12 protein-coding genes and 1 pseudogene are annotated in these 14,865 nt (G+C 68.2%); 1 reads left to right on the top strand and 12 read right to left on the bottom strand.

Going from position 1 to position 14,865, the window contains the following annotated elements; genetic code table 11:
* Window positions 1-100: 100 nt before the first annotated feature.
* From ACWDO5_RS14455 to ACWDO5_RS14410, 10 genes are all read right to left on the bottom strand, one after another.
* Window positions 101-1,108: a glycoside hydrolase family 6 protein gene (locus ACWDO5_RS14455; protein ID WP_450530606.1), complete on the bottom strand. Its 1,008-nt coding sequence runs from the start codon at window positions 1,106-1,108 to the stop codon at window positions 101-103.
* A gap of 399 nt (window positions 1,109-1,507) precedes the next feature.
* Window positions 1,508-2,176 (bottom strand): class F sortase, encoded by a 669-nt coding sequence (locus tag ACWDO5_RS14450; protein ID WP_450530599.1) that lies wholly within the window; start codon window positions 2,174-2,176, stop codon window positions 1,508-1,510.
* 1 nt (window position 2,177) lies between these two features.
* A complete protein-coding gene (locus ACWDO5_RS14445) occupies window positions 2,178-3,035 on the bottom strand; it encodes a hypothetical protein (protein WP_450530598.1) in 858 nt (285 codons plus the stop codon).
* A 259-nt stretch (window positions 3,036-3,294) separates the two neighbouring features.
* The gene (locus tag ACWDO5_RS14440; RefSeq protein WP_450530597.1) at window positions 3,295-4,731 is read right to left on the bottom strand and encodes a purine-cytosine permease family protein; all 1,437 of its coding nucleotides are present in this window, start codon (window positions 4,729-4,731) and stop codon (window positions 3,295-3,297) included.
* A 16-nt stretch (window positions 4,732-4,747) separates the two neighbouring features.
* Window positions 4,748-4,888: a hypothetical protein gene (locus ACWDO5_RS14435; protein ID WP_450530596.1), complete on the bottom strand. Its 141-nt coding sequence runs from the start codon at window positions 4,886-4,888 to the stop codon at window positions 4,748-4,750.
* 15 nt (window positions 4,889-4,903) lie between these two features.
* Window positions 4,904-5,536: a cysteine hydrolase family protein gene (locus tag ACWDO5_RS14430; RefSeq protein ID WP_450530595.1), complete on the bottom strand. Its 633-nt coding sequence runs from the start codon at window positions 5,534-5,536 to the stop codon at window positions 4,904-4,906.
* Between the two features lie 668 nt (window positions 5,537-6,204).
* On the bottom strand, window positions 6,205-7,182 hold the full coding sequence (locus ACWDO5_RS14425; RefSeq protein WP_450530594.1) for an acetamidase/formamidase family protein: 978 nt from the start codon (window positions 7,180-7,182) through the stop codon (window positions 6,205-6,207).
* A gap of 380 nt (window positions 7,183-7,562) precedes the next feature.
* Entirely contained in the window at window positions 7,563-8,999 is a 1,437-nt protein-coding gene (locus tag ACWDO5_RS14420; protein ID WP_450530593.1) for a purine-cytosine permease family protein, read from the bottom strand.
* A gap of 76 nt (window positions 9,000-9,075) precedes the next feature.
* Window positions 9,076-10,524: an ABC transporter substrate-binding protein gene (locus ACWDO5_RS14415; RefSeq protein WP_450530592.1), complete on the bottom strand. Its 1,449-nt coding sequence runs from the start codon at window positions 10,522-10,524 to the stop codon at window positions 9,076-9,078.
* A gap of 110 nt (window positions 10,525-10,634) precedes the next feature.
* Window positions 10,635-12,026 carry a C69 family dipeptidase gene (locus tag ACWDO5_RS14410; RefSeq protein ID WP_450530591.1) on the bottom strand — a complete coding sequence of 464 codons (1,392 nt, stop codon included), beginning with the start codon at window positions 12,024-12,026 and terminating at the stop codon, window positions 10,635-10,637.
* Window positions 12,027-12,562: 536 nt separating this feature from the next.
* Between ACWDO5_RS14410 and ACWDO5_RS14405 the strand changes: the two genes are divergently transcribed.
* On the top strand, window positions 12,563-13,342 hold the full coding sequence (locus ACWDO5_RS14405) for an HAD-IIA family hydrolase (protein ID WP_450530590.1): 780 nt from the start codon (window positions 12,563-12,565) through the stop codon (window positions 13,340-13,342).
* A gap of 49 nt (window positions 13,343-13,391) precedes the next feature.
* On the opposite strand, the pseudogene ACWDO5_RS14400 reads toward ACWDO5_RS14405, so the two are convergent.
* Window positions 13,392-13,586 (bottom strand): annotated as a pseudogene (locus ACWDO5_RS14400) (GntR family transcriptional regulator); the annotation flags it as partial.
* Window positions 13,587-13,616: 30 nt separating this feature from the next.
* On the bottom strand, window positions 13,617-14,735 hold the full coding sequence (locus ACWDO5_RS14395) for a hypothetical protein (protein WP_450530589.1): 1,119 nt from the start codon (window positions 14,733-14,735) through the stop codon (window positions 13,617-13,619).
* Window positions 14,736-14,865: the final 130 nt, after the last annotated feature.

Here is a 14,865-nt window from a genome sequence, read left to right as displayed (position 1 = left end):
GGGGCTGGAAATCCAGCCCCGCCGGGTCCCCCGGACGAAGTCTGCGGGAGGCGCGGGGTCTGGGGCACAGCCCCAGTCACGGGAAGGGCCCGCACGCTGCCTAGTTCGTGGCGCGCGCCAGGCCGAGCGCGTACTCCGGCCACCACTCGCCCGCCTTGGGGCCGCCCCTGCAGTCGCCGTCCGACTCGCCCGGGCGCTTGACCCACAGATACGCGTCGACCAGCGGGTCGCCGGTGTCGGTGGTCGGCGCCTCGCCGAGCGCGCGGCCCGGCGGATTGCACCAGTCCTCCTTCGGATCGCCGCCGGTGTACGGGCCGTTGCCGTTGCGGCTGGTGTCGATGACGAAGTGCTTGCCGCCGACCTTCGCGGAGAGCTTCTGGCCGAACTCCTTGCTCGCGGCGGTCGGATAGAAGTTGGAGACATTGACGGCGAAGCCGTCCGCCTTGTCGACGCCGGCCCGTTGGAGCGCGTCGAAGAGTGCGTCGGGCTGGGACCAGCCGGCGTTGCCCGCGTCCAGGTACACCTTGGTGTTCGGCTGTTGCTTCAGCCGCTCCACAGCGCCCTTGAGCAGGTCGAACCGCTCCTCGTGGAACTCCTGCGGCGTACAGGAGTCCACCACATGCAGCACCGCGTCCGGCTCCAGGATCACCGTGGCCCGCCGGTCGCCGATGCCCGCCGCGACCTGGTCGACCCAGGCGCGGTAGGCGTTGCCGTCGGCCGCGCCGCCCTTGGAGAACTGCCCGCAGTCGCGGTGCGGGATGTTGTACAGCACCAGCAACGCGTCCCGGTCGGCCTCGGCGGCCGCCTCGGTGTAGCCCTTGGCCTCGGCCTCGGGATTGTCCGGGCCGATCCACTCGCCGACCGGCTGATCGGCGATCTTCTTGATCAGCTCGGCGTTCTTGTCCTCGCCGTCCTTGTGATAGGCCGCGACCTGCTTGGCGGCCTTGCCGTCGGGATTGACCCAGTACGGATCGCTCCCCTTGGGCTGCTGGCTCGCGGCGGGTCTCCCGCCCTTGCCGTCGTCGGAGGAACAGCCGGCGAGCAACAGCCCCGCCCCCGCCGCGACCGCCCACGCCAAGACACATCGGCCGGACCAACTGCCGTACATCCGCTCCCCCTTGCAGCCGGACAAGTCAGGTCGAATCCATCGTGGCACATCCCGGCCGAGGGTCACGAGCCCCACCGGAGCACCGGGGACAGGGCTGTGACAACACGCCGGGCGGGCGGGCGACGGGGCCGGACGGGAGCGGACAGGCCAGAGGGCGGCGGCTTCGCGACATCGTCATTCAGGCTCTGGGCCGGGCCCGTTCACGGCTCTAGAGTGTCCGGCAACCGCCCCGGCCCCTGGCGGGACCGCAACCGGACCTTCCCGCAGCTCCCGCGCCGGGCTTCTCCCGCAGCCCGAGCACCCCCGGTTGAGGACCCGGCTCGGTCGGCGGCTCCGGGGGGAGCATGTCGTCGGCCGAGCCAGGTTGCAGACAGCGCCCGTCCGGCGGCGGAGGCTCGCCTAGCCCTTGGTGACCCCGGTCAGGTAGGCAGACACGACCACGTTGGCCGTGTACGCGCGGGTCGTGCGGTCGAAGGTGCCGCCGCAGGTGATCAGCCGCAGCTCCGCGCGCCCGTCCTTGTGCGGGCCGTAGACCTTCTGCGCGTCGAACCGGGCCCGTTCGAAAACCTGGACGTCGTCGATGGTGAACTCCGCGACCGAACCGTCGGCCCTGGTCACCCGGACCTTCTCACCCGGCCGGGCCGAGCTCAGACCGTAGAAGACGGCCGGTTTCGTCTCGGTGTCGACATGGCCGACGAGCAGCGCCGTGCCCGCCGTGCCCGGCTGCGTACCGCTGTCGTACCAGCCGACCGTGTGCGGCATGTCGTACGGCGGCGGGTCCACGGCGCCCGTGACGTCCAGGCCGCGCGGGACGACCGGGGCGATGATCCCTATCGACGGGATGGCCACCTGGTCCGGCCGGGCCGGGTCCAGCGGGTCGTGGGCGGGCGGCAGCGGCACGCCCAGCGGCCGGCCGACCGCGGCCACGTCGCCGGTGGTGGGCGCGGAGCTTCCGCCGGGGCCGCCGGTCATCTCACGGCCCCAGAGCCAGAGCCCGAGCAGGAGTACTGCCCAGGCCACTCCGGTGAGCAGCCGGCCGGACCCCGCCGGGCGATCGGTGGAAGACATGTCAGTCCGAATCCGATCGGCGCCGCCGTGAGCTGCGGAAAGCCACGGCGACCGCTGCCACGCCGGCAAGGACCAGGCCGATCACGGTGTCCGGGATGCCGGGGCCCGCCTCGGCCGGGGCCGCCGGGCCATCGGCCGCGAGGTCGGCCGAGCCGCCGCCGCCCGCGCGAACCGGGGCGTAGGGCGTCGAGTGGTCGGCCGGCTCGTCCGGCCGATCCGTGGACTCGTACGGCTGCTCCGCCGGATGGGCCGCCCGCTTCGTCGGCTCGTCGGGCCGCTTGGTGGACTCGTCCGCCCGCTTCGTCGGCTCGTCCCGCCGCTCAGCCGGACGGTCCGCCCGCTTCGTCGGCTCGTCGCGCCGCTCCGCCGGACGGTCCGCCCGCTTCGTCGGCTCGTCGGGCCGCTTACTGGACTCGTCCGGCCGATCCGCCGGACGGTCCGCCCGCTTGGTCGGCTCGTCGGGCCGCTTACTGGACTCGTCCGGACGCTCCGTCGGCTCGTTGTCGACGACCACCTGGAAGCGGGCCGATCCCGGGTGCTCACGGCCGTCGCAGGTGATGCCGATGTCGTACGTGCCGGGCTTCACGGAGGCTTTCACGGTCGTCCCGCCGGACAGCTGGGTGCCCGCACCACTGCGGCTCGCGAGCGCGGCGTGCACGACGAACCCCTGTGACCTGGCGGCTCCGGTCATGCCCTGACAACCGGAGACGCGGACCTCCACGCCGCCGCCGGGGGCGACCTTGGACGGGACGACCGTGACCTTCACCGAGTCGGCGGCGTACGCGGCCGTGGCAGCGGGCGCCAGGACGAGTACGGCAGCCACTCCTGCGGCACGGAGAGTGATCCAACCTGAACGCATCGTGAACCTCCTGATACCGAAAGATTCACGCGTCCGGGCCGTTTTCGCATCCGCAGGAGCGGCGCAGTAGTCCGACTGGGCCCTCTGACGTGCTCAGATGCGGTCGACGAGATCCGCGATCGAGTCGACGACGGTAGAGGGCGGGAAGGGGTCAACGGCCCCGGGCCCGCCAGAAAGAGGACGTGCACGATCTCGTCCGGAGTCGCGAGCTGACTCCGTTGCAGCAGCCCGACCACGTCATCGCCGCCTGCACGCCCCCTCAGGACAGCGGTGGTTCGGCTGAGGGGGTAGCCGATGGCTTGAGTCGGCTCGCCCGGTCCGGGACCGTTGCCGTTCGGCTGAACGGATAGTCGCCCATTACGCGGTTGGCGAAGAAGATTCTTGCCGCGGCGGCGTAGAGCGCGCCTGAGACAACCATTGACGGCAGGGTCGCCGAGATGTAACGGAAGAGTTCCTTTCCGGCCGTGAAGGTTAGGGCGCTGGATCCGCTGAGCCACCCACCGAGGAACATCCAGACGACCATGCCGACGACCATGCAGCCCAATGCGACGAGGTTGAACCCACCGTTGAACCGGTATACGCCGCGCAGGTCGTAGCAGGCGTGCACATTGATCTTCTGTTTACGCAGGAAGAAATAGTCGGTGATCGCGATCGCCCAGTAGGGGCCGACCAGCAGGCCGACGAAAATGAGGAGCAGGTTGAAGATCTGCTGGAGCGAGCTGGCGTAGACAAAGATCACGGAGGGGATCGTCACGGCCAGGCAGATCCAGCGGTAGTTCAGTCGGGGGAAAGCGCTGAGGATGCCCATGGAGCCAGAGCCGAGCAAGTGCGTGACGGAGGTGACGGTACCCAGAACGATGATGCCGAGGGCGATCGGACCGAGATCGAGTTGGGTGGACCACTGGGCGGGATCGAGTTGGCCTGTTGCGAGGGTGGCCATCCCGCCGACGGCGGCAAATAGGATGCCGGTGGACGCGAGGCCGGAATACGTGCCCCAGAAGCCGGTACGTTCCCTGTCAGCGAACCGGTTCCAGGATCCGAGATAGGGGAACCAGGAGATGGAGAACGCAAAGATGATCTCGAAGGCTCCGGTCCAGTTGGTCGATCCGTCCCCGGGTTTGGCCACGAGCTTGCTGAAATTTCCACTGACGGCGAGACGGATCAGGATATAGGCGACGAAGGCCAGCAGGATCGGTACGGTGATCTTCGAAAGCCGGAAGGCGGCTTTCTGGCTGAACATGACGATGATGAGCGGGAGCACTATACCCACACTCAGCGCGTAGAGGCTGTAATCGTTAGGGAAGGTGACGCCACCTTGGAAGTTCCCGACCACGAGTTTCATGGCGGAGCCAGCCATAGAGGCGAGGATTCCGACCCACCCAAAGTTCACGCCGACGAGAACGATCACGCCGTAGAGGGAGCCACGGACTCCGAAAGCAGGACGAACTGAAACCATCTCGTCGATACCGTACCGAGCACTGCGCTGCGAGTCCCAGGAGCAGAACGCAAGCCCGAACATGTTCCCGGTGACCGTAACGACCAGCATCGGCCAGAATCCGAGGCCCAGCGCATAGGAGGACCCGGAGACGAAGTTGGTCAGGAGGACATTGCCGCCCGCCCAGAGCCAGAAGATGGAAGAGAATCCTGCGTACCGGTCCTTACGGGCTATTGGAGCGATGGTTTCACTGGCTGTCATGGATATCTCCGCGGTGCTATCGGGACAGCAGGTACCACAGTGTGGCCGCTGCGAAAGGAATGACGGCGGCAAGAATGAGCCACAGTTGGTCCCGCACGGTGACATCGTGCGGGTCTTCGCTCACGGTCGACGCCTGGTCGCGTTCAGCGGAATTCATGCACCTTCCCTCATTTCAGCCAAGCGAGGCGAATACTTCATTGAGTGTCTCGGGCGTGAATTGCACCTGATCGGGACCGGTCGAACACCACGACCGGTATTTCTGTCCGTGGAGCTTCTTGACGATCTCCGCGGCGCCGAAGATCTCAATGTCGTACACCCAGTTCGCCATCATAAGGATTGCCGCTTTGTGTGAGCCGCTGTTGGTGGCCGCGCAGATGTCCGTGACGAGATTGACCTGGTAGTCGCGTGCGAAGGCGTCGAAGACGGTCGTCATCAGGCAGCCGTCCGTGACGAAACCGCCGATAATGAGATGTTTGATCCCCAGGCTGCGCAGAATCAGGTCGAGCGATGTCTCATGGAATCCGCTCCACCGGTGCTTGTCAATGACGATATCCTCGGGTCGGGACGCGATTTCGTCTATGATTTCCATGGAGTCGGAGTCGGACCGGTAGTAAACGGGTTTGCCGTCCTCATCCAGCACCTCCCTGTTCGGCAACCCGATCGCATCCGCCCGGCTGACATGCCGGGTGTACAGAATTCGGACGCCAAGTTCGCGGCAGGCCGCAATCAGTGGAACCGCTACGGAAATCGCCGGATCAACGTTCTCGATGCCATACTTGCTCTCCTTCTGCATATCGATGAGCACGAGGGCGGTCCTCGAGAGATCCATGGTTCTCCATATCTGACTCGGAAAGTATCGTGAGCTAGCGGAAACGACGTTAGATGCTCACTGCACCGAACTTATTAATATCATGTTTCAGGGCAGTAAAGGGCCCCTCCTTCGTGAAGCTTGTGAGCTTCCGGGGAACCGGATTCACGCACCTTTCTTGCGGCCCGAGTCAACCTCGATTCGGCAGCGGTGATCGTTGCTGTGCGAGGTGATCGGTTCGCCCTTTTCCCTTCGGGTGTGGGGTGGGGCCTTCGCGTGTCGCTGCGGCTGCGTCCGGGTTCCACGGCTCCGGAGTGTGGTGCGGTTTACGGGGCCGAAGTGCGGGCCGCGTACGGCGCGGATGGTACGGGCTACCTCGCCGAGTTGCCGGAAGAACACCGCCAGGTGGAGCGCGGGTACTTGCCGAGGCGCTGGGGGGCCGGGACGCCATCCAGGGCAAGGACGTGGCGTCACCACTCAGTGCAGGCCGCGCCGTGCGGGTGGCCGGTTTGGCTGGGCGGGCAGGCGGTTGGTGTGGCGCAGCGCACTGTACGGCCGTGCGGGTGCGGTACGTGCGCGGCGGGCTGGTCGGCGTGGGTGCCGGGACGGCGGGGATCCGGCCACGAGTTGCCACTCGCGGACCGGGCCCGGTGGTCCCGGGTGGGTCAGCTCAGCGGGGGAAGGCCGAGGACCTCCTGGGCGGAGTTCGGGCCGGGCTTGCGGACGCCGCCCACGACGGAGTAATACGTGTCGACCATGTTGCCGACGTACATCTTTCCGCACTGGCTGATGTACTGGTAGGCGTCCCACTTGTCGAAGCCGTAGTCCTCGACGAGCCAGCCGACCAGTTCCGCGTAGGCGATGCGGGCGGCGTCCTCCATCGGACGGGCGCTGCCGACGACCATGATGTCCTCGGCGGATTCGATTCGCGGCCAGGTGACCGTCTTGCCCTTGATCAGGCCGAATGTCACCGTCACCTTTCCGGTGATCTCCAGCGCGACACCGCAGGCCTCGCCGTCTCCCTGGGCGGCGTGGCAGTCGCCGGTGTAGAAGTAGGCGCCGGGCACGTAGACGGGGAAGTACGCCCGCCGGCCCGCGCAGATGTCACGGACGTCCATGTTGCCGCCGTGCATGGACGGGGTCAGCGCCGAGAGCACCTCGAGGTCGGGGGCGGTGCCCATGGTGCCCATGAAGGGGTGCGGTTCCACCGAGAACTTGTCGGTGTAGGCGAACCTGCCGTCCTCCTGGCGGCGGTAGATCCACACCTTCTCCGGCAGCGGATCCTGCAGGGTCCGGGTGAACGTCGTGGACGTCAGACCGCCGAAGTCCGGGATGTGCGAGCTGACCGCCCAGTCACGGGTGAGTTCGACATCGGCGATGTCGACGACCAGGGTGTCGCCGGGCTCGGCGCCCTCGATGAAGATCGGGCCCGACTGCGGGTTGAGGTACTTGCCGAGCACCTCGCTGGGGCGCTGCTCGGAGCTGTGCAGGTGGCTCTCGAAGGCGTCCTCGGTGTAGATCTCGACGGGCACGCCGAGCGGAACCGTGGCGATGGGTTCGAGGTAGCGCGAGTAGACGTACGGGTAGTCCGGTCCGGGCTTCACCACGATGGGGGCGGGGGAGTCCTGGGAGTCCACAGACATGTCTCCGGTCCTTCCAAATGACGGATATATGCGTGGTCCGGCGTGTGCTGGGCATGCGCCGGACGTCTTCTGGCGCGGCGACGGGCGGTGTGCCCGGCCGGTTCTGGCGCGCGACGGGCAGGTGTGCCCGGGCGGCGCGGACGAGGGGGAAGGGGTCACGTGAAGTGCCGTGATCCCGCCTGCCGTTCACGGCGGCGGGATCACGGCCTGCGAACCGTGCGGGTACGTGATGCCCGACTCCTCAATCGTCAGGCCCTGATGTCAGGGAAGCTGCCTGGTCCGGGTGCGACGCCGCGTGGGGCGTCCCGACTCCGGCGGCACAGGTGGTCACGTGTGGGCCGGTGTCTGCGGGAATCGCCGTGGACCGGGTATTCCAGCACCTACGACAGGGCGCTCTGCGGCTGTGCCGAGGCGTCGTCCGCCTGGACGGGCGTGTAGTAGCGGCCCTTGGTCGCCGCGGTGAACGCGATGTGCAGGATGGGGCCGAGCAGCATCGAGATGAACGACGCGTAGTACACCGGGTACACGCCGACGATGCCCAGCGCGCCGACCAGCACGGCCAGTCCGAGCGAGGCCAGACCGCAGGGGTTCCAGGACCGCACCTCGTGCGGCTCGAACTCGATGTTCTCCGACCGGCCGAGCTTCATCCAGCGGCGGCAGACGAAGTAGTCGGCGAGGATGATCAGCACCCAGGTGTTGGTGAGGACACCCGTGACCGCCAGGAACGTGCCCAGGTGGTTGATGACGTTGAACGCGTAGAAGACCACGCCCAGGATCCACACGAGGTACATCCAGTACGTGCGGCCGGGGCGGAAGTTGGCGGCGACGTCGAAACCGGACGAGAGCGCGATGGAACCGCCGTACAGGTTCATGACGTTGATGCGGATCTGGGTGATGACGGCGAAGACGACACCCGCACCGCCCATGAGGTACACGAACACGAAGCCCGGGTCCTGGGCGTTGGACTGCGCGTTCGGTCCGTGCAGTTCGGTCAGCAGCGTGAAGCCGATGAAGGCGCCCAGGAAGATCACGGCGAACATCGGGATGAGCTCACCGAGCATGATGGCGGCGGTGCCGCGATAGCGGACGTCACGGGAGGCGAAACGCCCGTAGTCGGTCGCCATCAGGCCCTGGAAGATCATCTGGCCGTTGGCGAAGCTGAACGCGGTCCACATCGCCACGCTGCCCGTGGCGCCGGTGGCGTGCCAGCCGTCCGCGCCGACCGGGGTGTGCTCCGTGAACATCTTGTACAGGCCCCAGGCGAGCAGGATCACGAACACCGGGAAGCCCCAGGACTGGAGGAACGACATGGCGTGCATGCCGCGCCGGACCAGCAGCAGGGTGACCAGGCCCACCAGGGCGAAGATGCCGATGCCGGCGATGGAGTTGATGCCGACCTTGAAGTACTCCGCGATCGCGTGCGAGACGATCGTTCCCTCGAAGAGGAAGTAGAAGACGTAATTGAAGGCGTAGATGAACGAGGTGACCGCCGCGCCCCGGCTGCCGAAGCCGAGACCCCGGCTGAGCAGGTTCTGCGACAGGCCTTCCCGGCTCGCCATGCGCATGGTGAGCATGCCGATCACCACGGAGCCGATGAAGAAGTACGCGATCGGGCCGAGCATTCCGGGCCATCCCACGAGGAACGCCTGCTGGGCACCGAAAGAGAAGAAGAACATCGCGGTGGCGTTGCCGAGAAGCACGAGGCTGATGGCGGGTATGGGCCACCGCAGCTTCGCGGGGACGCGGTTGATCGCGAAGCTCTCGATCTGGTCGTCGATCGATGTCGTCGGTCCTCTGAATTTTTCCAGCACGCTCATGCTGCTCCTTTCCTGGGCATGGGTGACTGCGGGGAAAACCGGCGTGACGTGCCGGTCCCCCCTCACGTCCGTCTGGTCACGCTCCGGCTGTGGCGACCGCTTTCCCGATGGGACGGGGGCCGTCCCACACGAGGCGGAGATTGCCGAGCGTGCGATAGACGTGAAGACTTATCTCGTTGTCGACCAGTTCGGCCGACGAGTGATACTGCTGAATGGTGCCGACGAACCTGTTGAGAACGCCGGTCTCCTGCCAGGCCTCGCGGTCCACCGCGATGTGGGGCGGCAGGAAGTTGCGCCGCAGACAGCGCCGTGTGGCGCTCTCGATCACCTTCGGGTCGACACCGGGGAATTCCAGCTGAGCCACCCGGACCGCTTCGTCCGGGAAGGCATGGGCGTACTGGCAGGCCTTTTCCAGCGCGGTGATCACCGCTTTGTGCTGTGCGGGCTTGTCCTGCACGGTGCCACGCCGGGTGGCAAGCGCCGACAGCAGATACGGGCCTAAAAAGCTGGAGAAGTCGAAGACCTCGTGCAGGCCCTGCGACATGGCCACGTCCGCCTGTGGCGGAAAGGCGAGGCAGATGTCGGCCTGCCCGGCCAGGACGGGAGCCGGTTCTGTGCCGATCGGCACCTGGAGGCCGCGGTAGGACGACTCGGGGCCCGCCTGGTAAAGGAACTGAAGGTAGCGCAGCAAGGCCCACTGCGAGTCGGGCTGGGGCTGGGTGGCGACGGTGCGCCCGGCGACGGTGCGCGTGCTGAAAACACGCGGGTCGTCGGTGGCCTCCACGGCCGGATCCGCGGCCAGCGCCAGGATGGCCTGCCCGTTGCAGATGCTGCCGACCACGACCGCGTCCTCGATCCCCTGCTCGAAGGCGCGGACGGTGAACACCGGATCGTGGACGGAATAGTCGGCGATGCCCGCCTCCACCGCGGACCAGGCCTCGGTACCGCCGCCAGCGGTGGTGATCTCGACCCGCACTCCTTCGTCCGCGAAGAAACCGACGTCATGGGCGATATACAGCGGCAAATACAGCAGCGAGTGGTACGCCTGGGCGATCCGTACGGCCGCCTGCGGCGCCTCCTCGGCCACGGGGGGCGCGGGAGGCGCCTCGGCGGGGGCGGGCTCGGTGCCGGCCAGCAGCGCCGTGATCGACGCCGAGGGCAGGCCCAGCATCAGTGCCTCGCTGATGAACGCCCGCTGGGTCAGGTCACCGCGCTGGTAGCGCTCCACCAGTGCGTCGAGCGTGCGCCCGGTGGTGACCGGAAGCCGGCGGCGTCGGACCAGCCCGCGGGCCCGTTCCCTTATGTCGTCCTCGGTGAGCTCCGGCTCGGACCGGTCCCCGACCCGGTAGACCAGGTCTGCCTGCAAGCGGTCGAGGACCGCGACCGGACGCAGCAGAATCGTTCCGTCGTCCTGGAGGACGACCTCGACCACGTCACCCTCCTGCAACTCGGCCGCACGGCGGACCGGCATGGGCAGGGTGACCTGGCCATTGCTGCGGATGTGAACGGTTTCCGGACGGTCCATGGCCCCTCGAAACGAACTGCTTGAGATCTCAGATCTGATGCCTTTAAGCCGAGAGCTTGCGGACTTGACTTTGCCTTGTCAAGGCTTGTCCGGTTTTGACAGGACGTCACTCAGCCGGACAGCTGCGCGACGAGGTGGTCGAGGACCTCCAGCGCCTGCTGCGCGCAGGACTCGGTGTAGCCGGCCAGGAAGTCCGCCATCGCCGTGTGCTCGCCCCGCTCGCGCAGCGCGAGCGCGTCCTTCTCCACCTGCGGGAGTTCGGCCGCCCACTGCCGTTCCAGGGCGTCGAACGCCCGCCGCACCACGGGCTGGTTCTCGTTGAAGGTCCACGCCGACTCGCCGCCCTTGACCATGTCGAGCAGTCGGCGGAACCGCCACCAGTAGGACCCTTCGTCATACGTGTCCACCGGCGCGTGCTCGGGAGGGCACTCCCGGACGCCGGCCGTCCCCGCCGCGGCGAAGATCCCGGGTACCCTCCCGGCGTCCACGAACACCGGCACGTACACACCGGTGCACGGCGTCACCGGCGTCCACCACAGGTGGGCCAGCCCCTCCCCGCTCTTCGGCAGCACGAACACCGCCGAGCCGGCGGTGTTGCCCCAGGTGAAGTCCGACGGGTGGGAGTGCATGCACAGGCTCAGGAAGTCGGGCAGCGCCGCGTTGAAGTACGGGCCGCCGAGGAAGGTGTCCTCGTAGTGGTCGCGCAGCACTCGCTGGGCCTGGCCGAGCCCCACCCCGCCGGCCCCCACCGCCTCGCCGAGCAGTTGGCGTGAGCGCTGGAGCCGGATGTGCGACAGCTGGAGCGGCGTACCGGGGTCGACGTAGGCGCGCGCGAAGTCGAACGGCCGCCCCGGCGCGGACTCCCACCAGCCGGAGTCCACCGCGTGCTCCACCAGGTCGCCGCTGGCGCGGTCCCACTCGGTGCGGATGGTCGGCTGGTTGGAGATGGCGTACGTCCCCGTGGTGACCTGCTTGGCGGCCCAGCGGTGACCGCTGGTCTCCAGCACCCACGCTTCCTGGGCGTCGGCGATGAGGAACGAGTTGTCGTACCCGCCCGTGACCGGCGGCTGCCCCACGACACCGGAGCCCCACTGCCCGTACCGCTCCACCAGCGAGCAGATGACGTCGAGCGCCTCCCGGGCCGTGCGGCCCCGCTCCAGACCCAGGCGCAGCAGCTCCATGCCGAGGATGCCGCCGTCCCGGTCGGCGCCGCCCTTGACCGCGGACACCGTGGCCGCCCAGTCCCTGGTGAACATGGCCTCGTTGCCGATGGCCACACCCCATTCGTTCAGGCCCTCTTCGTGTCCCCAGCACCAGTAGGGCGAGCCGCCCAGGTGCGCGTAGGACTCCTCGACCTCGTCGATCTCGACATGGGCCAGCCGCAGGGTGGCACCCGCCTGCGCGGTGCGCCGCGGCAGGAAGCGCAGTGGCTGTGTGTCGGACACGGGACGGTCGCTGTTCTTGGCCAGCAGGACGTGCCCCCCGGGCACGCTGTCGGCCATGGCCACGAACGTGTCGCAGCTCCATGGATGCACAGTGGTTTCTCCCACTTCGGCGAGAGCCGGCTGGGCGCAGCCGGCTCTCTGATGAGCGAACTTGAGATCTCAGGATCAGGGACAAGCGGCTCTTTTGTCGACAACGTGCTTCCACGGCCTCCCTGCACACGCCCGCCCACCGCGGGAAATCCCCAGGTCATGGACTTGATCGAGAGTCGCCGGGGGGAGCTGGGCGCGTCCCGTCGACCCGCCCTGGTCGACCTCTGCATCCAGATGGCATCGGCCATCCTCCAACGTCTGCTCGGCATCAGCCCGGCAGCTGGCGAGCGATGGGCGGTCGGGGCCGTCAGAACCCAGCCGAGCCGGCTCGGCGAAGCGACCTCGCGCCGACGGCGACGTGGATGTGCGGGAGAACTCTGTCGGTGGCCGGGCAATCCGGACCAGCCGCTATGGGCTCAAGGCAGGACTCGACACCGATTGCTCCTTGAGGTGATCGCTATCCTTAAGCGAAGCCTCCCCCCGTCCGGCAGGAGTATCGCCACATGACCGAGCGCAAGCCCATCGAATCGTGGCTCACCGACATGGACGGGGTGCTGATCCACGAGGGCACCCCGATTCCCGGCGCGGATGCCTTCTTGAAGCGGCTGAAGGAGTCCGGGAAGCCCTTCCTCGTCCTGACGAACAACTCCATCTACACCCCGCGTGACCTGCAGGCCCGGCTGGCGCGGATGGGTCTGGTGGTGCCGATGGAGAACATCTGGACGTCGGCGCTGGCCACAGCGAAGTTCCTCGACGACCAGCGGCCCGCCGGCACCGCCTACGTCATCGGCGAGGCGGGCCTGACGACGGCCCTGCACGACATCGGGTACGTCCTGACTGATACAGACCCAGACTTCGTGATACTCGGCGAAACTCGGACGTACTCCTTCGAGGCTATGACGAAGGCAGTGCGGCTCATCAATGCGGGTGCCCGCTTCATCGCCACCAACCCGGACGAGACCGGGCCGTCGGCCGAGGGCGCACTGCCCGCCACCGGGGCGGTCGCAGCGCTGATCACCAAGGCGACGGGCGTGGACCCCTACTTCGTGGGCAAGCCGAACCCACTGATGATGCGCGCCGGGCTGAACGCGATCGGGGCCCACTCCGAGACCAGCGCGATGATCGGCGACCGGATGGACACCGACATCGTGTCGGGCATGGAGGCCGGCATGGAGACGGTGCTGGTGCTCACCGGTCTGACCAGGCCGAGCGACGTGGAGCGCTTCCCCTACCGGCCGACCCGGGTCGTGAAGTCCATCGCGGACCTCGTCGACGAGATCTGACTCCGCGCCCTGCGCGCCCCGATACGATCTGGCCTCAAGATCTCGGAGTGGCCTGACGCACCGTCTCACGGGAGCCCTCGTACCGCACAGCGAGATCTCGCTCGGCGGGCAGCAGTCCCCCCTCGCCCAACTCCTCTATCAGGAGCGAGATATGGGCCTTGACGACGTAGTACTTGGGGATGCGACCGTCCGGAATTCCGGAGCGGACAGGGGCGCCGGGTGCCTGGTCGTTCAGGTAGTCCACCAGGCGATGCTTGCAGATGTACGTGAACGATCAGCGTCGGCGCGTACGCCGCCACCGGGACGCGAGCATCAGGGCCCCGCTGCCCAGCAGGACCGCGCCGAAGGCGGCGCCGAGGAGGAGCAGGGAGCCGGTGCCGGTGCCGGTGGTGGCGAGCTCGTCGGGGGCGGTGGCGAGCTCGTCGGGGGCGGTGGCGAGCTCGTCGGGGGCGGTGGCGAGTTCGTCGGGGGTGACGCCGGCGTCGATGCCGGCGTCGATGCCGGCGTCGATGCCGGCGTCGATGCCGGAGCCGTCGTCGCCGAGGACGGCGAAGGGGTAGTCGCCGGACTCCCCGACCCACTCGCCGTCGTCGCCCTGCCGCTGGACGATCGCGGCGAAGACCGTGACCTGGTTGGGCGGGGCGTCGGCGGCGAGCCTGAGCCGGACCTTGGCGGTGACGGACTTCTGGGCCGGGACGGCGAAGCCCGGGAAACGGCCGTCGCCGTCGAGTACGCCGACGACCTCGCCCTCGGCGGTGGTCTCCAGCGCGACGGGGCGCCAGAGCGCGGCCTCGTCGTCGTAGAACTCCAGCCTGATCCGGGCCGGGGTGAGACCGGGGTCGCGGCCGGTGAAGATGATCACGGGGTGGATGTTGCGGCAGGCCTCACCAGTGGTGTTGGCGAGGTCGACGGACCACGGCTCGAAGCCACCGCCGGCGTGGTGGACGGGCGGGCCGCCATGGACGCGGGTTTCGATGGGGAAGTCGGGGTCGGCTGCCTTGCCGCAGGTGGGCTGCCTGCCGGCGGGACGGTTCTCCGGCTTGGCGGGGAGGGCGGTGGCGGCGGGCGACCCGCCGGGCTTGTCCGTGGGCGGGGCTGAGGGTGCGGCCGCGGGTGCGGCGATGGCGGCGGGGTGCGCGGCGAGGCGCGCGGTCATGGGGGCCGCCGTCCGAGTGATCGCGGCTATCGCCCTCGAGCCGGTGAGCGCCGTGTCGGCCGCGGAGCGCGCGGCCGTGGGAGCGGCGATGGCGTCGGCCCCGGGGCGCGCGGCCATGGGAGCGGCCGCCGTCACTGTCGTCGCCGACGTCACTGCTGTCGCGGTCGAGGCCGTGAGCGCCGCGGGCGCGATGGTGGCTGCGGTGACGCCGGCGGTGAGGGCATTGCGCAGTCGCATGAGGGGCCTTTGCTGATCGCCTACGGCCGGGGGATGACCCAGCCGTGCCCCAAAGCCTTCCCCCGCACGCGCGTGGGGGCACCCGCTCCAGGTCTCCTTTGGGCCGAACAGCCGCACAACGCCGCTCTAT

It is taken from the genome of Streptomyces sp. NPDC000880, assembly GCF_053599675.1.
This window is presented reverse-complemented; position numbering and strand designations above follow the sequence as displayed.